General features: G+C 73.8%; 17 protein-coding genes and 2 pseudogenes. 5 read left to right on the top strand and 14 right to left on the bottom strand.

Features of this window, described 5'->3' with window-relative positions:
* Positions 1-23 precede the first annotated feature (23 nt).
* Positions 24-731 carry a GTP cyclohydrolase II gene (gene ribA / locus C6361_RS30420; protein ID WP_107269835.1) on the bottom strand — a complete coding sequence of 236 codons (708 nt, stop codon included), beginning with the start codon at positions 729-731 and terminating at the stop codon, positions 24-26.
* A 228-nt stretch (positions 732-959) separates the two neighbouring features.
* Here ribA and C6361_RS30415 point away from each other — a divergent pair, with 228 nt between their 5' ends.
* Positions 960-1652, top strand: coding sequence for a dihydrofolate reductase family protein (locus tag C6361_RS30415; protein WP_107269834.1), 693 nt, complete (start codon positions 960-962; stop codon positions 1650-1652).
* Positions 1653-2026: 374 nt separating this feature from the next.
* On the opposite strand, the pseudogene C6361_RS30410 reads toward C6361_RS30415, so the two are convergent.
* The 5 genes and pseudogenes from C6361_RS30410 to C6361_RS30385 all read right to left on the bottom strand — a co-directional run.
* Positions 2027-3040, bottom strand: a pseudogene (locus C6361_RS30410) (lysylphosphatidylglycerol synthase transmembrane domain-containing protein); the annotation flags it as partial.
* Between the two features lie 210 nt (positions 3041-3250).
* On the bottom strand, positions 3251-4114 hold the full coding sequence (locus C6361_RS30405; protein ID WP_107269833.1) for a class I SAM-dependent methyltransferase: 864 nt from the start codon (positions 4112-4114) through the stop codon (positions 3251-3253).
* A gap of 242 nt (positions 4115-4356) precedes the next feature.
* Positions 4357-5397, bottom strand: a pseudogene (locus C6361_RS30400) (glycosyltransferase family 4 protein); the annotation flags it as partial.
* A gap of 241 nt (positions 5398-5638) precedes the next feature.
* The gene (locus C6361_RS30390) at positions 5639-6037 is read right to left on the bottom strand and encodes a 6-carboxytetrahydropterin synthase (RefSeq protein WP_107263389.1); all 399 of its coding nucleotides are present in this window, start codon (positions 6035-6037) and stop codon (positions 5639-5641) included.
* A gap of 75 nt (positions 6038-6112) precedes the next feature.
* Positions 6113-7105 carry a zinc-binding alcohol dehydrogenase gene (locus C6361_RS30385; RefSeq protein WP_107269832.1) on the bottom strand — a complete coding sequence of 331 codons (993 nt, stop codon included), beginning with the start codon at positions 7103-7105 and terminating at the stop codon, positions 6113-6115.
* A 215-nt stretch (positions 7106-7320) separates the two neighbouring features.
* Between C6361_RS30385 and C6361_RS30380 the strand changes: the two genes are divergently transcribed.
* Positions 7321-8043: a CDP-alcohol phosphatidyltransferase family protein gene (locus tag C6361_RS30380; RefSeq protein ID WP_234359118.1), complete on the top strand. Its 723-nt coding sequence runs from the start codon at positions 7321-7323 to the stop codon at positions 8041-8043.
* Between the two features lie 252 nt (positions 8044-8295).
* Here the strand turns inward: C6361_RS30380 and C6361_RS30375 are convergent, their stop codons facing one another.
* The 8 genes from C6361_RS30375 to C6361_RS30340 all read right to left on the bottom strand — a co-directional run bounded on the left by C6361_RS30375 (position 8296) and on the right by C6361_RS30340 (position 17367).
* Entirely contained in the window at positions 8296-9084 is a 789-nt protein-coding gene (locus C6361_RS30375; protein WP_159079567.1) for a hypothetical protein, read from the bottom strand.
* 134 nt (positions 9085-9218) lie between these two features.
* Complete coding sequence (locus tag C6361_RS30370) at positions 9219-11495, bottom strand: transporter substrate-binding domain-containing protein (RefSeq protein ID WP_107269830.1); 2277 nt, start codon at positions 11493-11495, stop codon at positions 9219-9221.
* Between the two features lie 166 nt (positions 11496-11661).
* Positions 11662-13218, bottom strand: coding sequence for a fused response regulator/phosphatase (locus C6361_RS30365; RefSeq protein WP_107269829.1), 1557 nt, complete (start codon positions 13216-13218; stop codon positions 11662-11664).
* On the bottom strand, positions 13215-14597 hold the full coding sequence (locus tag C6361_RS30360; RefSeq protein ID WP_107269828.1) for a sensor histidine kinase: 1383 nt from the start codon (positions 14595-14597) through the stop codon (positions 13215-13217). The genes C6361_RS30365 and C6361_RS30360 overlap by 4 nt, the downstream gene beginning before the upstream one ends.
* 13 nt (positions 14598-14610) lie before the next feature.
* On the bottom strand, positions 14611-15639 hold the full coding sequence (locus C6361_RS30355; protein WP_107269827.1) for a SpoIIE family protein phosphatase: 1029 nt from the start codon (positions 15637-15639) through the stop codon (positions 14611-14613).
* Complete coding sequence (locus C6361_RS30350) at positions 15621-16046, bottom strand: anti-sigma regulatory factor (protein ID WP_107263395.1); 426 nt, start codon at positions 16044-16046, stop codon at positions 15621-15623. The genes C6361_RS30355 and C6361_RS30350 overlap by 19 nt, the downstream gene beginning before the upstream one ends.
* Complete coding sequence (locus tag C6361_RS30345; RefSeq protein ID WP_107269826.1) at positions 16043-16492, bottom strand: STAS domain-containing protein; 450 nt, start codon at positions 16490-16492, stop codon at positions 16043-16045. The genes C6361_RS30350 and C6361_RS30345 overlap by 4 nt, the downstream gene beginning before the upstream one ends.
* Positions 16492-17367 carry an STAS domain-containing protein gene (locus tag C6361_RS30340; protein WP_107271277.1) on the bottom strand — a complete coding sequence of 292 codons (876 nt, stop codon included), beginning with the start codon at positions 17365-17367 and terminating at the stop codon, positions 16492-16494. Before C6361_RS30340 ends, C6361_RS30345 begins: the two co-directional genes overlap by 1 nt.
* 308 nt (positions 17368-17675) lie before the next feature.
* Here C6361_RS30340 and C6361_RS30335 point away from each other — a divergent pair, with 308 nt between their 5' ends.
* The 3 genes from C6361_RS30335 (at position 17676) to C6361_RS30325 (ending at position 20543) form a co-directional block, all read left to right on the top strand.
* Entirely contained in the window at positions 17676-18065 is a 390-nt protein-coding gene (locus tag C6361_RS30335; protein ID WP_107269825.1) for a VOC family protein, read from the top strand.
* A gap of 94 nt (positions 18066-18159) precedes the next feature.
* The gene (locus C6361_RS30330; protein WP_199853129.1) at positions 18160-19341 is read left to right on the top strand and encodes an alanine racemase; all 1182 of its coding nucleotides are present in this window, start codon (positions 18160-18162) and stop codon (positions 19339-19341) included.
* Between the two features lie 296 nt (positions 19342-19637).
* Complete coding sequence (locus C6361_RS30325; RefSeq protein WP_107269824.1) at positions 19638-20543, top strand: hypothetical protein; 906 nt, start codon at positions 19638-19640, stop codon at positions 20541-20543.
* Positions 20544-20590: the final 47 nt, after the last annotated feature.

Below are 20590 nucleotides of genomic sequence, written 5' to 3'. Positions count from 1 at the left end.
CGCACACGGACCGGCACCGGCCCTCAGTCGGCGAGCGGCAGGTCGATGGTGTGCGCGGTGTGGTTGGCCTTCGTCTTCAGATATCGGGCGTTGGCGGCGGAGAGGTGCACACCGGTGGGTACCCGCTCCGCGACCTGCACGCCGAGCCGGTCGAGTTGTTCCGCCTTGTCGGGGTTGTTGCTCAGCAGCGCGATCCGGTCCGCGCCGAGGGTACGCAGCATCTGCGCCGCCACGGTGTAGTCCCGCTCGTCCTCGCCGTGCCCGAGCGCCAGGTTGGCCTCGTAGGTGTCCAGCCCCACGTCCTGTAGGGCGTACGCGTCGAGTTTCGCGTACAGCCCGATGCCCCGGCCCTCCTGCCGCAGGTAGAGCAGGAACCCGCCCTGGTCGCTGATCCGCTCGACCGCCTCCCGTAGCTGCGGGCCGCAGTCGCACCGCTGACTCCCGAAGACGTCACCGGTCATGCACTCGCTGTGCGGCCGCACCAGCGGCGCGGCAGTGCCGTCGAGGGACTGGCCCAGTCTGCTCCGCCAGTCACCCAGACCGAGTGCGAGATGCTCGCGGCCGTCCACCAGCCCGTCGAAGGTGAAGACGCTCGCGGTCGCGGTGTAGCCGTCGGCGAAGCGGAGCGGTACGGTCACCTGCCGACGGACGGTGGCGGCCGGAACCGGCCCGACGGCGTCGAGCGTTTCGGGCGCCTCGGCGGTGGTTACCTGGGGCGGTGTGTGCGGCATCAGTTCTCCCTCTTGGGGTCGGGTGCGTACGCCCTGAAGATCTAGGGTGCCTCTCTCGGGGGTCTGCCCGCCCGCGCATCTGCAGAGCGTGGAGGCTGGTACCCGGTGCGCGGTCATCCGATGCGGGCCACCTGACCAGCATCGGGGCGAGGTCGGCGGGGACGGGCGCCGACGATGCGGAAGACTGACCCACCGCGCGGGCTGTTCATCGACGGAGAGGTGCGACAAGTGGGCGACCGGCCGTACGTACTGCTCAGCTGCGGCATGTCAATCGACGGTTACCTGGACAACGCCGGCGAGACGCGCCTGCTGCTCTCCAACGACGCGGATTTCGACCGGGTCGATGCGGTACGGGCGGAATGCGATGCCATCCTGGTCGGCGCGGGTACGGTCCGCCAGGACAACCCGCGACTCCTGGTCCGGTCCGCGCGGCGCCGGGCCGAGCGGGTGGCCCGGGGACTGCGGCCGACACCGCTGAAGGTGACCGTGACCGGTCGGGCCGACCTGGACCCGGCCGCCCGGTTCTTCGTCACGGGTGACATCGACAAGATCGTCTACTGTGCGAGCGCCAGCCTGGACGAGGCCCGTAAGCGTCTCGGCGAGGTGGCGACCGTGGTCGACAGCGGCGACCCCGTCGACCTGGAGATGGTGCTCGCCGACCTGCACGCCCGGGGCGTGGCCCGGCTGATGGTCGAGGGCGGCGGGCAGATACACACCCAGTTCCTCACCGCCGGCCTCGCCGACGAGTTGCAGTTGGTGATCGCGCCATTCTTCGTCGGTGACTCCCGGGCGCCGCGCTTCGTCGGCGACGGCCGGTTTCCGTGGGGACCCGACCGCCGGGCGGAACTCGCCGAGGTCTGCCAGATCGACGATGTGGTGCTGTTGCGCTACGCCCTCTCGGAGCGGTTCGCCGCGACGTGACCCGTGGACGGCCGCCGGGCCGGCCGGGGCGGCGAAGGGCGTGCGGGAGGCCTTGCCGCCGGTCACGCGACCGCTCGGGGTAGCCGGAGGCGCGCCGTCACCCGCTTGCCGGACGCCACGGTCGCGGGTGCCAGCGTTGCGGACGCTACGGTCGCGGGTGCCAGCGTTGCGGACGCCACGGTCGCGGGTGCCAGCGCTGCGGACGCTACGGTCGCGGGTGCCACGGCTGCGGACGCCAGGGTCGCGGACGCCATGGCCGCAGGTGCCACGGCTGCCGTCTGGCTGATCGCGGTCGTGCTGATCACGGTCTGGCTGATCGCGGTTGTGCTGATCGCGGTCGGTCCGGTTTCGGTCGTGCGGAGCCCGGCGATCCAGCGGGTGACCAACACCACGGCTCCGGGCAGGCTCGCGACGAAGGCGAGCACCCCGTAGACCACGGCGACGGTGAGACCGAGCGAGGCGCCCAGCCCGGCGGCGCCGAAGGCCCAGGCGGTGACGCCCTCCCGGGGACCCCAGCCGCCGACGTTCAGCGGCAGCGCCATCGCGATCAGGGCCAGCAGCATCAGCGGTACGAGCTGGCCGACCGGCGCCGACGAGCCGGCGGCCCGGGCCGCGACGACGAAGGTGCCGAGATGTCCGGCCAGCACCACGGCGGAGGAGAGCGCCACTCCCGGCCAACTGTTCCGGGCGAGCAACCCGAGCCGTACGTCGGAAACGGCCGTCCGGCACGCCCGGCGCCACCGCGAACCGGCCGGGCGGACCGCCTCCGGGCTGGTAGGCCGTACCCGTCCCGGGGTGGCGCCGTCCGCAGCGGAAGGGGAGTGGTCCGCAGCGGAAGCGTGCAGTCGCCGTCGCGACCGCAGTACCAGCCAGCAGGCGAGACCGAGCGCCCCGGCCGCAGCCAGGACGACGACCAGCAGCGGGCCGGTCGGATTGGAGCCGACCCCGGCCGGCAGCGGGGCGGGATAGCCGAGCAGCAGCACCAGTACGCCGACGGTGACCAGCACGATCTGTCCGGCCGAACGTTCCAGCACCACCGCCCGGACGCTGCGGCTCACGTCGTCCACGTCCCGGCCGTGCCGCACCGCCCGGTGCACGTCCCCGAGTACGCCGCCCGGCAGCGCGGCGTTGAGGAAGAGCCCCCGGTAGTAGTCGGCGACGGCCCTGCCCAGCGGCAACCGGATGCCGAGCCCTCGGGCCACCAGGCACCAGCGCCACGCGCTGAACACCGTGGTCAGCAGCCCGATCCCGAGCGCGGCGAGCAGGGTGCCGGCGTCGATCACCCGCAGCCCGTCCAGGAACGCCTCGGTGCCGAGCCGCCACAGCAGGAAGCCGAGGATCGCGGCACCGCCGAGCAGCCGTGCCCAGGCCCAGAACGTACGCCTCACGACGCCGCCCGGTCCGCCGGAACTCCCCGCCGTGCCGTCCTCGCCCCGCACATCCGCCAGCCTCCTTCGATCGGTGTCTCGCCAGTTATACGAGGCAACCGGGGCTGCGGTTCATCCGTGCCCGGCGAGCGGATCGGTACGGCCTCACTCGTGCATGCCGAGCGGGTCGGTACGGGCTCACTCGTGCGTGCCGAGCGGGTCGGTACGGGCTCATGCCTGCGTGGCGAGCAGGTCGGCGTGCCCGACGACCACCCGCAGCTCACCGGCGGTCGCGGCGGCGAGCCGGCGCTCCAGGTATCCGGCGGCCGGGCCGGCCAGCTCCGGACGGTGCTCGACGGCGGCGGCGACCCAGCCGCGCAGCCACCACGCGGCCAGTTCCGCGTCGGCCGGGCCGAGCCGCCACGGGCTGGGCCGGACCCGCACCTGCGCACCGAGCCGGCGGAACGCCTCGGCGGTCGCGTCCACGGCGTCCGGGCCGAGCAGTCGCGCTCCGTCGGCGGTGTCGCGTCGCTGGTGGGCGTTGAACGCGGCGGCGATCTCGGCGTCGAGCGGTTCGGCCGGGGAGATTTCCACCTCGCCGAGCACCGAGAGGGTCAGCAGCGCCGGGCAGCCGGCGTCGACGCAGGCCGTGACGAGCCGCTCCACCTCGGCCAGGCTGAGCAGGTCGAGCAGGGCCGAGGCGGTGACCAGCGACGCCCCGGCGAGATCGTCGGCGGTCAGCCGGGTGAGGTCGCACTCCCGGGTCAGCACGCTGACCGGCGAGCCGTCGGCGGCGGTGCGCGGCAGGTGGTCCCGGGCGTGCTCAAGCAGCCCGGCCTCCCGGTCGTAGAGCACCCACTGCTGCGGACCGGGTAGCCGACCGGCGAGCCAGCGCCCCATCGAACCACTGCCGCAGCCGAGGTCCCGGATCACGATCGGGCCGGCGTCCGGCAGCAGGCCACGCAGCGCTTCCACCAGCTCGTCCGCCCGGGCCCGGGCGTCGGCCGGCTCGCGCAGGCCGAGCCAGGCCAGGCTGTACGGCGAATCGTCGTCGCCGCCGTCGGATTGCCCGGTTCGCTCGCCGTGCTCAGTCATGCCGTCCCCTCGCTGCGCTCACTTCTGCGGTCTTCCAACGGATCGCCCTGGCTGGCTGACGACGGATCGTCCTGGCTGGCTGGCGATGGATCGTCCTGGCCGGCGGGCGATGGATCGTCCTGGCCGGTGGGCGGCGGATCGTCCTGGCCGGTGGGCGGCGGATCGTCCTGGCCGGTGGGCGGCGGATCGTCCTCGGCCGACCGTGGCTGCCGGGGCGGTCCCGGTTGCCGGGCCAGCGCGGTCAACACCTCGCCGAGGCGGGCGGCGGTGACGTCCCAGCCCGGCAGGTCCGCCCGGCGGTCCCGGGCGGCGGCCCGGAGCCGCTGCCGCAGGTCCGGCTCGTCGAACCAGCGGCGCAGCGCCGTGGCCAGCGCCGCCGGGTCACCGGGCGGTACCAGCAGTCCGGGTACGGCTCCGTCGGGTGCCCGGCCGACCGCCTCCGGTAGCCCGTCCACCTCGCTGCCCAGCACCGGTACGCCCCGGGCCAGTGCCTCGGTGACGACCATGCCGTACGGCTCGGCCCGGGACGGCAGCACCAGCAGGTCGGCGGCGGCGTAGTCGGCGGCCAGCTCGACACCGGTACGCGGACCGGCGAACAGTACCCGGTCGGCCAGTCCGGCCGCCGCGGCGGAGCGGCGCAGCCGGTCGACGTACTCCGGATCCCGGTCCACGGGGCCGACACAGCGGCAGGTCCAGGGGCGGTCGGCGACGCTCGCCAGCGCCTCCACCAGTACGTCGTGGCCCTTGCGGGGGATGACCGAGGCGACGCAGAGCAGGCTCGCGGCGCCGTCCGTACCCGATGCCAGCGGTGCGGCCGCGACCCCGGGCGGCACGACGTGCACCCGCCCGGCGGGCAGGCCGTGTCGCCGCACCAGCGTCCGCCCCGTCCCGGCGCTGGTCGCGACGATCGCCGGGGCGACCCGCAGGGTGCGCCGTTCCAGGTCGTCGAGGCGGGCGGCCAGATCGGGCGGCAGCCCGGTCTCGTCGCGCAGCGGCAGGTGCACCAGCACCGCCAGCCGGAGCCGAGCGGCGGCCGGGCCGACGACCTCGGGCACCCCGCAGGCCACCAGCCCGTCGAGCAGCACCACCGCGCCGTCCGGTACGCCGTCGAGCGCGGCGGCCAGCGCCGCCCGCTCGGCCGGGTCCGGCCGGGGCCAGCTCCCAGGCACGGCGAGTTCGCGCACCTGCCAGCCGAGCCGGACCAGCCCGGTGATGACCTGGCGGTCGTAGGCGTTGCCGCCGCTCGGGGTGGCCGGGTCGTCGATGTCCCCGGGCAGCACCACGTAAGCGGTCCCGGCGCTCGTCGCGCCCGTCCGCCCATCTCCGGCGCCCAGCGTGGCGCCCGCGTCGCCGGCGTTCATCGCGTCCGGCCGCCCGTCCCCGGCGCCCAGCGTGGCGCCCGCGTCGCCGGCGTTCATCGCGTCCGGCCGCCCGTCCCCGGCGTTCAGCGTGGCGCCCGTGTCGCCGGTGTTCATCGCGCCGTCCGTGGCCCCGGCCCCGGCGGGCCGCCGGGATCCGCTCCCGTCACAGGGTCCGCTCGTAGCTGGCCCAGGCGATGTGCGACTCGTGCAGCGTGACGGTGATGCCGGTCAGCCCGCGCGCTCCCGCACCGAGCTGCCCGGCCTGCACCCGCTCGGCGAGCCGGTCGGCGATGATCTGGGCGAGCGCCTCGGTCGAGGTGTTGATCCCGGCGAGCGAGGGCTCGTCGTCCAGGTTGCGGTAGTTGAGTTCGCCCAGCACCTCGGCCAACGCTCCGGAGGCCAGCCCGATGTCGACGACGATGTTGTCGGCGTCGAGTTCGGGCCGGCGGAACGTGGCGTCCACCACGAAGGTCGCCCCGTGCAGCTTCTGGGCGGGGCCGAAGACCTCGCCCCGGAAGCTGTGCGCGATCATGATGTGGTCACGGACGGTGATGCTGAACAAGGATCTCCTCCTGGTGTTTCCCCGATCGGGTCGCCCGATCGGGTCGCTCTGTCGCAGCTGGTCAGTCTGTCGGAGCTAACGGTCGATCGCCGCGTCACCGTAGTTGACCACGTGACACAGCGCGGATAGTTCCCCGCTGACCAGCCGGGGAAGCACCTCCGGCAGCTCGGCGAAGTCGCAGGCACCGGTGAGCAGGGCGTCGAAGACCGGGTCGGCTAGCAGCTCCAGGGCGAGCGCGAGCCGGTCCGCGAAGGTACGCCGCCCGCGTACGTTCGGTGACACCGTACCGACCTGACTGCTGCGTACGACCAGCCGGCGGGAGTGGAAGTTCTCTCCGAGCGGCACGCTGACCTGGCGGTCGCCGTACCAGCTCAGCTCGACGACGGTCCCCTCCGGAGCGAGCAGTTCCAGCGACCGGGTCAGCCCGGCCGAGGTGGCGCTGGCGTGCACCACCAGGTCACGGTCGCCGGACGCGTCGGCGGGCGCCGCGAAGTCGACGCCGAGCGCGGCGGCGACTCCCGCCCGGCCGGGGTCGGCGTCGACCAGCTGCACCCGGGCGCCGGGGAACCGGGCGAGGACCCCGGCCACCGCGCTGCCGACCATCCCCGCCCCGACGACCGTGACCCGGTCGCCGACCAGCGGCGCGGCGTCCCAGAGCGCGTTCACCGCGGTCTCCACGGTGCCGGCGAGCACCGCCCGGGACGCCGGCACCCCCTCCGGTACGACGGTGACCGCCGACGCCGGCACGACGTACCGGGTCTGGTGCGGGAAGAGGCAGAAGACGGTACGGCCGACCAGGTGCTCCGGCCCCGCCTCGACCAGGCCGACGTTGAGGTAGCCGTACTTCACCGGGCCGGGGAAGTCGCCCTCCTGGAACGGGGCGCGCATCGTCGCGTACTGGCTCGGCGGCACCTTGCCGGCGAAGACCAGCGTCTCGGTGCCCCGGCTCAGCCCGGAGTGGAGAGTGCGGACCAACACCTCGTCGGCACCGGGCGGCGCCAGCGGTACCGACCGGATCTCGCCCCGGCCGGGTGCGGCAAGCCAGAAGGCCTCGGCACGCACTGTCATCAACTCCTTTCCCGGTGCGATGAACCGAACGCGGGTGTTTTCCGTTTCCACGGGGGTGGGCAGCGGCAACGATACGCGGCGCGTCGATCGCGCCAAACCGTGACGGAGGAACGTTGACTGTCAGTGATCACCCGATCGCAACATCCCTGGTCCGCCTGCGTCCCGCGCGGCAGCGGGCGGTATCCGTACCGCTCGATGGTCGTCGCCCCGTACCGGTGGGCACGCCAGCGGAGCTGGACGGACCGGCGGTGGGGCTGGCCGTCCAGTTCGTGCTGCTGGCGGCGCTCTCCGCCACGGTCGGGCTGGGCCCCGCCGGCTGGTTCGCCGGTTCGGCGTACGCGGTGGTCACCTGGCTGCTGCTCGGCCGGGCGATGCGCCGCTCCGGCGCCCGGATGCTCGGCGCGGCCAACCAGGTCACCCTGGCCCGGGGCACCCTGGTCGGCGGGGTGACCGCGCTGGTGGCGGCCTCCTTCTGGTCGCCGGCCCCGGTCGGGCTGCTGGTCGCCGTGGCAGGGGTGGCGCTGGCGCTGGACTGGGTCGACGGTCAGGTCGCCCGGCGCACCGGCACGACCTCCGCGCTCGGCGCCCGGTTCGACATGGAGGTCGACGCCTTCCTCATCCTGGTCCTGAGTGCCTATCTGGCGCAGTCCCTCGGTGCCTGGGTACTGGCCATCGGCGTCCTCCGGTACCTCTTCGTCGCGGCCGCCTGGGCGCTGCCGTGGCTCAACGCGGCGCTGCCGCACCGGTTCTCCCGGAAGACCGTCGCCGCGATGCAGGGCATCGTGCTGGCGGTGGCGAGTTCCGGGCTGCTTCCGGGACCACTGGCGTACGCGTCGGTCGGGCTGGCGCTGGCCCTGCTCTGCTGGTCGTTCGGCCGGGACGTCGGCTGGCTGTGGCGGGCACACCACCGCGACCCGGTACCGGTCGGTTCGCGCTGAACCCCGTCCGCCCACCGCACGGTCCGTCGCGGGGGAACGCCCTCCGCACGGTCCGTCGCGGGGAACGCCCCTCCGCACGGTCCGTCGCGGGGAACGCCCCTCCGCACGGTCCGTCGCGGGGAACGCCCCTCCGCACGGTCCGTCGCGGGGAACGCCCCTCCGCACGGTCCGTCGCGGGGGCTGGCGGAGGCGGGGTGAACCTGCCGCGCCGGTGACCGGGGTGTGGCATCCGCCGCATTCCGGCCCGGTCGGTCAGCGGAGGCGCTCGATCGTCACCGGGATCAGCCCCGCCATCCTGGCCGCCGTTGCCAGCTCGCGCAGCAGTGCTCCGATGGCGTCGTCGCGGTCGCCGGCCAGGTCGGCCGTCAGGTCCAGGCACCAGGCGGCACCCGCACCGATCCGGCGTAGTTCCCAGGTGAAGGCGTCGGCACCGATCCGGCGTCGCGCCGTACCGACGACTCCGGTCAGGGCGCCGGTGCCGCGCTGACCGGGTCGCATCCGCCAGGTGCCGAGCAGTCCGGTCAGGGCGTCCGGGTCGAGTCCGGCGGTGAAGAGGACCCGGTAGAGCCGGGTTTCGGTGAAGCCCGGGGTGGCCCGGCCGGGGCTCAGCCGCAGCGGTGCCGAGGCGGGCAGCCGGATGCCGTCGTCGAAGTGTCCGCGCAGCACCTCCTCGCCGGGTAGTTCGCCTCCGCCGAGATGGCGGTAGACGAACTCGACCTCCTGCCGGTTGGCGCCGACGACCCGGTCCCGCAGTGCGGCGTCGGCACGTACGCCCCGGCTGAACGCCGAGGCGCCCCGCCAACGGGAGCCGCCGGCCGTCCACCCGGTGCTGTCGAGCCGGACCGCCGAATAGTCGCGGTCCAACACGAACTCCTCGACGAGGATTCCCGCCGGGCCGGCGAAGTCCGGGTTGTCGGGCCGGACCAGGTAGTAGTCCAGCATCGACCCGGCGGCGACCGGCCTCGCCGCCGTCCCGGGCCGGGATACGGCTCGGGACGGCCACCGGGCCGCACCGTCCGGTCTTGCGGATACCGTCGGCATGCCATGCATTCTCGGCCGGGAATCCGCTCCGACGGTCGCGGCTCGCCCAGAAGCGGTCGCCCGAGATGTTCCCGACGCCGCCTCCACCCCGGGAAAACGCAACGAGCCTCGCGGACTCAGCGGGTCTCGGGGAGTCAGCGGGCCTCGGGGACGGTGGGCTCCTGCTCGTCGTACCGGCCAAGTGTGCGGTGCCAGGCGGCCCGCCAACGACCGTCGGCGACGATCCGGCGCAACGTCTCGGTGAGCCAGGCCCGGAACGGCTCGTCACCCCGGCGCAGGCCGATCCCGTACGGCTGCGGATCGAAGGCCCGGCCCACCAGGCGGAATCCGGCGCTGCTGCCGGCGGCCAGTCCCACCAGGGCCGGCCCGTCCCCGGTGATCGCGTCGACCCTGCCGGCCGCGAGCGCCTCCGCACACTCCTGGTAGCCGCCGAGCGACGTCAGCGCCAGCGACCGGCCACCGAGGTGCTCTTCGAGCCGCCTGCCGTGTGGAGTTCCGGTGACGGTGCAGATCCGGTAGCCCTCGGTCCGTAGCGACTCGGGGCCGGTGATCGCGGTCTCGCCGGCCCGTACCAGCAGTTGCTGCCCCGGCAGGTGGTACGGCCCGGCGAACGCCACCCGTTGCGCGCGGGTCTCGGTGATGGTGTAGCTGGCGATGACGAGGTCGACCCGGCCCTGCTCGATGAGTTCTTCCCGGCCCGTCAACGGCGCGTCGGTCCACCGCACCCGGTCGGGGTCGATGCCGAGTTCACCGGCGATCAGCCGCCCGATCTCCACGTCGAACCCGGTCATCGTCCCGTCGGGCTCCCGGTAGCCGGTACCGGGGAGGTCGAACCTGCTGCCGATCGCGATCTGCCGGGCCGCCTGCAACCGTCGCATGGTCGTACCCTCGGCGAAGACCGGCGACGCCTGGGCGCTCGGCGTCGGGTCGGCAGGCCCGCCACCGGGTCGGTCCCACGGATTCAGCACCACGACGATGGCCAGCACGGCCAGTACGGCCAACGCGAGTACCCCGGCGAGGAGCATCCGACCGCTTCTTTGGGGCGGCGCGGACCGGCCCGGGGCGCCGGCCGGCGACTCGGCCCCTGCGGCCGGAGCGGGCGGGCCGGGCACCGCTACCGGTGGTCCGGGCGCTGGCGCCACCGGGTCGACCGGTAATAGGTGAGAGCCGGTCGGGGGAGAGCCGGTCGACGGAACGCCGGTCGACGGAACGCCGGCCAGGGGAGAGCCGGTCGAGGAGAGGCCGGGTGGCGATGGCGGCGGCACGGGAGCGCCGGGTGGCGGCGGGACGGGAAGGCCGGGCGGTGCCGGGGCGGGGCCGGTGGGCAGTATGTCGTCCTGCGACACCGCGAGGGCGCCCTCGGCCACCACGAGTTCCGGCTGCTCGGTGACGACCGGTGCCACCCCGAGGACCCGGTGCAGCAGCGTCGCCGCCAGCGGGATCCGGCTCGCGCCCCCGACCAGGACGACGGTGGCCGGTCCCACTCCGGGGCCGGCCGAGCGGACCGCCGCCACCGTCACCTCGACGGTACGGTCCAGCACCACCCGGGCCAGCCGTTCGAACTCCTCCCGGCCGACCGGCACCGACTCGTCGAAGAGCGGGACGTGCAGGTAACCGACCGAGGTGCGGCTCAGGCTCTCCTTCGCCCGGCGGGCCTCGTCCCACAGGGCCAGCGCGGCGCGGCGGTCGGCGTCGTCGCCCGGTGCGGTCAGCCGCCGCCACCGGACCGGATCGCGCTCCGCCAGCAGCCGGCCGACGTAGTCGACGAGCGCAGCGTCGAGATCCAGCCCGCCGGTCTGCGGCAGCCCGTCGGTGGCCAGCACGGTGAAGCCGCCCGTGGCGGTGCGCCGGACGACGGTCGCGTCGAAGGTGCCCGCGCCGAGGTCGTAGACGGCGACGTGACCACCGGCCGGCACGTCCAGCGCGCCGGCCCCCACCAGATAGCTCGCGGCGGCGACCGGCTCGGCGGCGAGCCGGGGCTCGGGCAGGCCGGCCTCGACGGCGGCGGCCACCAGCAGCGCCCGCCGGGTCGGCCCCCAGGTGGCGGGCAGGGTGAACAGTACCGATCCGGGCCCGCCCGGCCCCGCGACCCGGTTGGCCTCGTCGGCGACCCGGGCCAGCGTGGCGGCCACCAGCGAGGTGACCGAGACCTCCCGGTCGCCGAGCCAGACGGTGCCCTCGCCGATGCGCCGCTTCGGGTACGGCTCGAAGCCCTGTGGCCGTCGTCGGGCGGCATCGGTGGCGTCCTGACCGGACAGGATCGTGCCGCCGTCCTCCACACAGGTGGCCGAGGAGAGCAGTGGCGAACCGTCGAAGAGCAGCGGCCGGGTACGCCCGTCGGGCCAGCGCAGCACGGCAACGGTGTGCGACGTTCCATAGTCGACGCTCAGCCGGAACCCACCGTCCGTCACCCTGGCAGCCTAGTGGGCGCCCGACGGTCCCGGACGTCGGTGTCCGACGCCGGCTCCAACCCGGACACGCGTTCGCTGGCCACCGGCTACGCCGGCCGGCGGCTCGCGGAGCGTCGGATGGTCGGGCGTGCGCCGGGAAGTTCGGTCGGCGTCCGGCTCGGCGGCCTCAGTGCCGGCGCAACGCCACCACGGCGATGTCGTCGGTGACGTCGACCGGGCCGAGTTCGGCCAGCAGTCGCCGGCAGAACCCGTCGAGGTCCGGTTCGACCGTCGCCGCCGAGCCGGCCAGGTCGTCCAGCCGGCGGTCGAGATCGATGTCCCGGCGTTCGACCAGGCCGTCGGTGTAGAGCACGAGGGTGGCGCCGGGGGGAAGGACGAGTTCCAGGTCGTCCGGCCGATCGGCCCGTACGCCGAGCAGCGGGGCCCGGTGTACGACGAATTCGGTCGAGTCCGCCGTGACGACCAGCGGCGGCAGGTGCCCGGCACTGGCCAGCCGGATCCGGCCGGTCGCGGGCTCCAGGGTCAGCAGGCAGAGCGTCGCGAACTCGCCCGGCAGCAGGGTGCGCAGGAGTTCGTCGACCCGTTCCAGGATGCCGCCCGGCGGATGCCGCTCCACGGCGTACGCCCGGATCGCGTGCCGGAGTTCGGCCATCACGGTCGCGGCGTGCAGCGAGTGGCCCGCCACGTCGCCGATCGCGACGACCAGCCGGCCGTCGATCATCGCGAGTTCGTAGAAGTCGCCGCCGACCTCGGTCTGCGCGCTCGCCGGCTCGTAGCAGACGGCGAGGTCGAGGCCGGGTACGGCGGGTAGCCGGCGGGGCAGCAGGCTGCGCTGGAGCGTCACCGCGATCCGGTGCTCCTCGTCGTACGAGCGCTGCGCCTCGACCGCCGTCGCCACCGCCTGGACGAGCTGGCTGAGTACGGCGGACTCGGTCGCCAGCACCGATTCCGGTACCCCCACCTGCACGGCCGGGCGGTCGGGCCGCAGCCGTGCGGTGGCGACCCGGATCCGGTCGTCCGGGTGGACCGGCACCGGCCAGTCGGCCGGCGTCTCGGTGCGCATCCCGACGCCGACCGGCACCGCCCGGAGATCGGCCGCCCACTCCTGGATCGTCGCCGGCCCCTCCGGTTCGCCGACCACCGCCGCCCAGCCCCGACCGTCGGCGTCCTGCCCGGCGACCAGCGCCCCGGTGCCGAAGATCCGGGCCGCTCCGCTCGCCGCAGCGGTCAGCATCGACGCGAACGAGGGTGCGGCGTTCACCGCCAGGGTGGTCTCGGCGAGCCGGGCGAGCCGGGTGGCCAGCAGTTCGGCCCGGCTGCGGGCCCGGTAGTAGCGCAGCGCCGCCTGGGTGGTGGCGATCAGCTCGTCCGGCTCGATCGGTTCGACGAGGTACGCGTCGGCGCCCCGGGTCAGCCCCTGCGCCCGGTCGGCCACGCTGACCGCGTGCGCCGAGACGTGGATGACCGGTCGGGAGGCGTGCCGAGGGTCGGACTTGATCCGCTCGCTCACCTCGAAACCGCTCATGTCGCCGAGCCGTACGTCGAGGACGACGAGGTCGATCTCCTCCCGCTCCATCCGGTCGAGCGCGGCACCGCCGCTGTCCGCCTGCACCACGGTGAATCCGGCCCGGGTGAGCCAGCTCACCAGCAGGTAGCGCTTGGCGGCGCTGTCGTCGACCACCAGGATGGTCGCGCCGGTGCCGACCTGTTCCGGGCTGTTCACGGCACCGGTTCCAGCGGCAGGTGGACGCTGAACGTGCTGCCCCGGTCGGGCTCGCTGGCGACCCGCAGGTCGCCGCCGAGCAGCCGGGAGAGCCGCCGGGCGTACGGCAGGCCCAGGCCGGTGCCCCGGGCGCCGGTCGGCGATCCACGCCCCGGTACCTGGTAGAACTCCTCGAAGATCCGCTCCTGGAGTTCGGCCGGAATGCCGATCCCGGTGTCGCGGACCCGGACGACCAACGAGTCGTCGGCGACCTCGGCCGTCATCCGGACCTCGCCGTACTCGGTGAACTTGAGCCCGTTGTGCAGCAGGTTGCGCAGCACCTGGGTCAGCAGCACCTCGTCGGTACGGATCACCGCCGGCGGTTCGGGGTCGACGACCACCAACTGGACCTCGGGCCGGGTGGCCATCGCGCGTACCGTGCCCCGGAGCTGGCCGAAGACGGCCCGCAGCTCGACCTCGGACCAGTTCGGCTCGATCGCGCCGGACTCCGCCTTGCCGAGGTCGAGCAGGTCGTTGACCAGCGACAGCAGGTCGGCGGCGGAGCTGCGGATCAGCTCGGCCTGCTCCCGCTGCTCGGCGGTGAGCGGGTCGGAGGCCGGGTCCAGCAGCAGCCGGGTAAGCCCGATCACCGCGGTCACCGGTGCGCGCAGTTCGTGGCTGACGTTGGCCAGGAACCGGGTCTTCGCCTCGCTGGCCGTACGGAGCTGCACCGAGCGGTCCTCCAGCTCGGCGTGCAGCGCGACGACGCCCCGGTTGGTCTCGTCGAGTTCCTCGGAGAGCTGCGTGTAGAGCGCGAGTACGCCCCGGTTGGTCTCGGCGAGTTCGGCGTTGAGCCGGGCGAGTTCGTCGCGTTGGGCCCGGGTCTGCTCCAGCGCGGCGAGGAGCTGCTCGTTCTGCTCGGCCATCTCCTCCAGCGGAGTACGGGCGGCCGAGGCGTTCAGGTTGTCGCGTATCACGTCGAGACGCTCCGGCGTCAGCGTGGTAGTGGCGGGGATCTTGCGGGTCATCCGGATGACGGTGGCGTCACCGTCCCGGCCGACGTCGAAGGTGTCGACCAGCCGGCCGACGAGCAGGGCGCCGGTGAGCGTCTGCGTCGACGTGCCGGCCGGCAGCACGCTGGTCACCTCGGTGACCAGCGTCGCCCCGGACTCGCCGACCGCGGCCGTGAAGGCGACCTCGGCCCGGGCCGCGGTGGGCAGGGTGACCACGAGGTACCGGCCGATCTCGCTGAGCGCGGTGGCGAGCCGGACCTGGTCCTGGTGTTCCATGCCGACCGCGGCGGCGACCTCCCGGCCACGCTGGCGGACCAGGAACACGTCCGACTCGGCGCGCAGCGTCAGCCGCAGCAGTGCCGCGCCGGCCGCCGTACCCTCGGTCATCTCCGGTCCCTGGTCACGGCGTGGCCCGGGCGACCAGGACGCAGGCGTCGTCGCGGCGTACGGCGGCATCCCGCAGGAGCGTGCCGGCGATCACCTGCGGCGAGCGCCCCAGCAGTCCGGGGTAGTCGGCGAGCCGCCAGCGGTCGGTCACCCCGTCGCTGTGCATGACGAGGCAGGCGCCGCCGGGGAACGGGTAGTCGAACTCGCGTACGGTCCGACGCTGGTGACCGACGATGCCGGGCATGGAGACCAGGCCGCGCCGTTCGTCGTAGTGCTGCACGGAGCCGGCGATGTTGCCGAGCCCGGCGTACCGCAGCAGCCCGGCCGCCGGGTCGAATTCGGCGACCGCGGCGGCGGCGCCCCGGGTGTGGCTGATCGCCCGGTGCAGGTGTTCGAGGACCGCCGCCGGAGGTGCCGCCGGGGCGAGGTGGAACGCGTGCACGGCGGCCCGGGCGGCCACCGCGGCGAGCGGCCCGTGCCCGAGCCCGTCGCAGACCAGCACCTGCCGCCGGCCCTCGACGGTACGCACCGCGAACCCGTCGCCGCAGGACTGCTCGCCGCTCATCGGCCGGCTGAGCCCGGCGATCCAGTCCGGCTCGGGTGCCCGCGCCGGCCAGACCTGGGCGGCGCTCACCGTGCCGCGTCCGGGCAGGGAGTAGACGTCGAACCAGCTCGACTGCCGGCCGATCGCCCCGAGCCCGATGCCCAGGGAGCCGGCGGTCGAGTGGCCGTCCCGGGTCGACGAGACCACGTCGCTCATGCCGGGGCCGGAGTCGACGGCGATCAGCTCCACCCCGGCCACCTCGTCGTTCCGGGCCGGCCGGACCAGCAGTTGTCCGCTGTCGGCGTGCTTGACGAGATTGCTGGCGAGTTCGGCCGCGACGATGGCCAGGGCGCCGGCGTGGGCCTCGTCGAGCCCCATCCGGCCGGCCAGCAGCTCGGCGGCCCGGCGTACCGTGCCGACCGCACCGGGCTCCTCGACCTGGAACCAAACGCCCTCGTCGTCGAGCCGGTGGTCGCCGCTCACATCGACCGCGCCCATTTCGTGATGGTGACCCGGGTCCCCCGGCCCTTGCCGGTGTCCACCTCGAACTCGTCGACCAGTCGACGGGCGCCGCCGAGGCCGAGGCCCAGGCCGCCACCGGAGGTGTAGCCGTCGGTGAGCGCCAGCTCCAGGTCGGCGATCCCGGGCCCGTCGTCGGAGAAGACGATCCGGATGCCCTTGCGGCGGCCGCTGTCCACGACGTCGACCTCGGCGCCGCCGCCACCGCCGTAGACCAGGGTGTTCCGGGCCAGCTCGCTCGCTGCGGTGACCAGCTTGGTCTGGTCGACCAGGGAGAGCGAGACCGCCACGGCGGCGGTGCGGACGAGCTGCCGGACCCGGACCACGTCCGCGTCCGAGCTGATCGTCACGAGCTGCGGAGTGGTCAGCTTGGCGGCCCCGGTCAAGACGTGATCGCCGTCGGGTGGTCGGAGTCGGGGCTCAGGGCGAGCATCCACGCCGTGTCCGACTCCGCGCCCGGTGCCGAATCCGGCTCCTCCTGCCGCGACCGGGCCAGCAGCTCCATGCCGCGTTCGACGTTGAGCGCGGTCCGGATGCCGTTCAACGACAGGCCCAGCTCGACGAGGGTGATCGCGACGGCCGGGCGCATCCCGACCACCACGGTTTCGGCGTCGAGGACCCGGGCTATCGCCGCGATGGTGGAGAGCATCCGGCCGACGAAGGAGTCGACGATGTCCATCGCGGTGATGTCGATGATCACCCCGTGGCAGCCGCTCTCCACGATCCGGTCGGAGAGGTCCTGTTGCAGGGCCAGCGCGGTCTGGTCCTCCATGTCGACCTGGATCGAAACCAGGAGCAGGTCGCCGATCTTGAGGACCGGTACCCGGTCCATCAGGCGCCCCGGGTCCCGGCCGTGCCGCTGCCGTTGCTCCGGCGGGACTGCTCGATCATCCGCAGGGCGTGCCGGAGCGCGTCGGCCAGGGTCGCCTTGGTGGCGATGTCACCGAACTCGATGCCGAGCGCCACGATGGTCTGGGCGATCTGCGGCCGGATGCCGGAGACGATGCACTCGGCGCCCATCAGCCGGGCGGCCACCACGGTCTTCAGGATGTGCTGCGCGACCTGGGTGTCCACCGCCGGTACGCCGGTGATGTCGATGATCGCGTACGGCGAGCCGGTGTCGACCAGGGTCTGCAACAGTCGTTCCATCACGACCTGGGCCCGGGCCGAGTCCAGGGTGCCGACCAGCGGGATGGCGACCACGCCCTCCCAGAGCTTCACCACCGGGGTGGAGAGTTCCAGGAGCTGTTCGGCCTGCTCGCCGAGCAGTTCCTCCCGGGAGCGGGCGTACCGCTCGAAGGTGAACAGCCCCAGCTCGTCGACGACCGCGGAGGCGGCGACGTAGTCCGCCAGCGCCTGCTTGTCGCCGGCATGGACGTCCAGCACGTCGAGCAGGGCGTTCTTGAGCGAGAAGACGCTGACCGCCGTCTCGGAGGCGGTGAAGCCCTGCTGCGCCCGGCTGCGGGACATCTCCACGAGGGTGGACCGGAGCGCGGCCGACCCCTCGGCGGAGAGGTCGAACCGTCCGTCGTCGAGCGCGGAGCGCAACGCCCTGTGGAGCTCCCGCACCTGCTGGCGCAACTCCGTCTGGGTCATCCGACCTCGCAGGGAGGCGGCGACGACCTCGGTCCAGCGCTCGACCAGCCGCTCCGAGTGGGTCTCGAGTACCGCGGCGAATCGGCTGCTCTCGTCGGCCGTGATGCCCATCATTCCCTCCCCGATCCAGGTCGCGGCCACTCCTGGTCGGGCCGGCCGGTGGACTGTATCACCGGGCCCGGTGGGAGCGGTCCCGAGGCCGCTGTGGCCAGCCGATATCGGCGGTACGCGATGCCCCGGCCGCGCGGCTGGCCGGGCCGGCGGTCCTGGGCCGGGCCGCCGGAGGTCGAGGACGGGCTGTCGGCTCCGACCTCTGCTGCGTGGTGCCGCCAAGGTGCCGCCGCGCCCCGGAGGGTCGACGGCCGTGAGCCGTGGGCCGTTGGCCGTGGGCGCGACATCGTGACCTGGAGGGAAAGACCATGGGACATCAGGTGGTGCACTTCGAGATCATCGGTACCGATCCAGCGGCGCTGCGCGGCTACTACGGTGAACTCTTCGGCTGGGAGTTCGGCGTCGGCGACGCCGCCACCGAGGCGGTCTCCGCGCCGGGCGAGTACGGCTTCGTCGACGGGAGCGCGGCCGGCGACGGTACCGGGATCAACGGCGGCGTCGGCGGCGGCGCCGGATACCAGCGTCGGGTCCTGTTCTACGTGGGAGTCCCCGACGTAGAGGCGGCGCTGCGGAGGGCCGAGAGCCTCGGCGGGACCCGGGTGCTCGGTCCCGCCCCGGACAGCGGTGGAGCCTTCTCGGTCGGGCACTTCACCGACCCCGAGGGCAACCTGGTCGGAGTCGCCGGCCCGCCGCGCTGACCGGTGCCCCGGCACAGGCTGCTGACCCCGGCCGCCCCGGTTCCGGCCGGGGTGGGCGGCCTAGACTTGCCCGGGCAACCCGGAGGAGAGCGCCGTGACCCTGACCAGTGACGCCCGGCCGGCGCCGGCCGGCGAGGTACGGCCCGCCGAGGGCCAGCCCGAGACCCCGTTCCTGGTGGTCGACCCGGAGCGGGTGGGTCGGAACATCGCCCGGCTCCGGTCCCGGCTGGCCCGGCTGGGCACCCCGCTGCGCCCGCACGTCAAGACGGCGAAGTCGCTCGCCGTCGCCCGGCTGCTCTTCGACGGCGAACCGGGGCCGATCACCGTGTCGACGCTGCGCGAGGCAGAGGCGTTCGCCGCACACGGCTACACCGACATCCTGTACGCGGTCGGGCTCGCCCCGCAGAAGCTGGACCGGATACTGGCGCTGCACCGCGCCGGGGTGGACCTTCAGGTACTGATCGACAGCGTCGCCCAGGCCGAGGCGGTGGCCGCCGCCTCGGCCCGGACCGGGATATCCGTCCCGGCACTGATCGAGGTCGACTGTGACGGGCACCGGGGCGGGCTGCTCCCGGACGACCCGACGGCGGTGCGGATCGCCGAGACGCTGGAGCGGGGCGGCGCCGAGGCCCGGGGAGTGTTGCTGCACGCCGGTGAGTCCTATCACTGCCGGTCCCGGGAGAAACTCGTCGCGGCGGCCGAGAACGAGCGGGCCAGCGCTGTCCGGGCCGCCGAACTGCTCCGGTCGGCCGGGTTCGCCACGCCGGTGCTGAGCGTCGGCTCGACCCCGACCGCGCACTTCGCGGAGGACCTCACCGGGGTCACCGAGGTCCGGGCCGGCAACTTCGTCTTCTTCGACCTGGTGATGGCCGGGATCGGCGTCTGCGCCGTGGACGATTTGGCGATGTCCGTGGTCGTCACGGTCATCGGCCACCGGCCGGAGAAGGGCTGGATCCTCACCGACGGCGGCTGGATGGCCACCTCGCGCGACCGGGGTACCTCGGCGCAGCCCGTCGACCAGGGGTACGGCCTGGTCGCCCGGCTCGACGGGCCGCTCTATCCGGACCTGGTGATGACCGACGCCAGCCAGGAGCACGGCATCCTGACGGTCCGCCCGGGCAGCCCCGCCGCGCTGCCCGATCTTCCGGTCGGTACCCGGGTCCGGATCCTGCCGATCCACGCCTGCGCGACCGCCGCCCAGCACGACGAATATCTGGTGCTCGACCCGGCCAGCGGCGACGCGACCGAGGTCTGGCCCCGGCTGCGCGGCTGGTAGCCGCCCGTCCGCCCAGCGTCGGTACGGCGCAGCAGGCGGGCCTCCTCTCGCCAGGGTCAGCCGAGGAACGCGAGACCGACGACACCGATCCCCAGCGGTACGTCGAGCAGCATGCAGAACTCGGCCAGTGACCGGGACACCACCTGCCCGCGCCGGTAGTGGACGAGATCCCACACCGCGTGGGCCGCTGACCTGCGATTTCATCGTCGCCGAAGAGTTGCCGAAACCCGGCCGGCCACCGTTGTCGGCAGTTACCCGGGCCGATCGCCGACCCGGAACGAGAAGGGAACAGGGCAATGACTCGGACGTACCGCTGGTTCGCCCCGGCCGGTGCCGCCACCATCGTGCTGGCCGCCCAGGTCGGAATCCAGTTGGCCGGCGCCGGCCCGGCCGCGGCGGTGACCGGCATCGAGAAGGTGACGTCGCCGCTGTCGGCGGTCGACTCACAGCAGACGCACACCGCCCGGGCGCAGTGCCCGGCCGGCAAGTGGGTGATCGGCGGCGGGGGCTGGGCCTTCGCCGTGGCCGCCGCGGACAGCGCCAAGGTGACGCTGGTGCAGCTCTTCCCGGAGCACCGCACCGACGGGACGCCGGACAGCTACGTGGTGACCGGCTCGGAGACCACGGCCGCGATGACCGGCGACTGGTGGGTGCAGGCGTACGCCATCTGCGCCAGTCCGTCCGGGCTGGCCGGCTACCAGGTGGTGGGTACCCGGAACTCGGCGACCTCGTCACCTGTCGAGGTGGAGGCGCGGGCGTCCTGCGGCACCAGGCGGGCCCTCGGCGGCGGCGCCCGGATCGTCAACCCGGGACGGGACGTGGCACTCCAGGTGTCCCGCGCCTCCGCCACCGGTGACATCTTCCGGGCCACCGCACACGAGGACGCCGACGGCTACGCCGGGAACTGGACCGTGGACGCGTACGCGGTCTGCGTGAACCGGCCGGCCGGCTACCAGGTGGTCACCACCGCCTCGACGCAGAGCGACTCGGAGGCGGAGAAGATCGCGTTCGCGCGCTGCCCGACCGGTACCCGGGTGCACGGCGCGGGTGCGGCCATCTCCGACGCCGCACCCGGTGGCGTGTCGCTCCAGGTGATCTACCCGGCCAACGCGCTCGACGACGTCGAGGCGTTCGCGGTGGAGAACACCCCGGTCAGCCAGGACTGGGACTTCATCGTCAGCCAGGCGATCTGCGCCTCCTGACGATCGGAGCGGGCCGCCACCGTCCACCGGTGGCGGCCCGCGGAACG

The sequence above is a fragment of the Plantactinospora sp. BC1 genome, assembly GCF_003030345.1.
Lineage (GTDB): Bacteria > Actinomycetota > Actinomycetes > Mycobacteriales > Micromonosporaceae > Plantactinospora.
This window is presented reverse-complemented; position numbering and strand designations above follow the sequence as displayed.

Coding starts and splice junctions, on each gene's coding strand:
- ribA (WP_107269835.1), bottom strand. CDS start 731: ATGCCGCACACACCGCCCCAGGTAACCACCGCCGAGGCGCCCGAAACG.
- C6361_RS30405 (WP_107269833.1), bottom strand. CDS start 4,114: ATGACTGAGCACGGCGAGCGAACCGGGCAATCCGACGGCGGCGACGAC.
- C6361_RS30385 (WP_107269832.1), bottom strand. CDS start 7,105: ATGACAGTGCGTGCCGAGGCCTTCTGGCTTGCCGCACCCGGCCGGGGC.
- C6361_RS30375 (WP_159079567.1), bottom strand. CDS start 9,084: ATGCCGACGGTATCCGCAAGACCGGACGGTGCGGCCCGGTGGCCGTCC.
- C6361_RS30360 (WP_107269828.1), bottom strand. CDS start 14,597: ATGACCGAGGGTACGGCGGCCGGCGCGGCACTGCTGCGGCTGACGCTG.
- C6361_RS30355 (WP_107269827.1), bottom strand. CDS start 15,639: ATGGGCGCGGTCGATGTGAGCGGCGACCACCGGCTCGACGACGAGGGC.
- C6361_RS30345 (WP_107269826.1), bottom strand. CDS start 16,492: ATGGACCGGGTACCGGTCCTCAAGATCGGCGACCTGCTCCTGGTTTCG.
- C6361_RS30340 (WP_107271277.1), bottom strand. CDS start 17,367: ATGGGCATCACGGCCGACGAGAGCAGCCGATTCGCCGCGGTACTCGAG.
- C6361_RS30335 (WP_107269825.1), top strand. CDS start 17,676: ATGGGACATCAGGTGGTGCACTTCGAGATCATCGGTACCGATCCAGCG.
- C6361_RS30325 (WP_107269824.1), top strand. CDS start 19,638: ATGACTCGGACGTACCGCTGGTTCGCCCCGGCCGGTGCCGCCACCATC.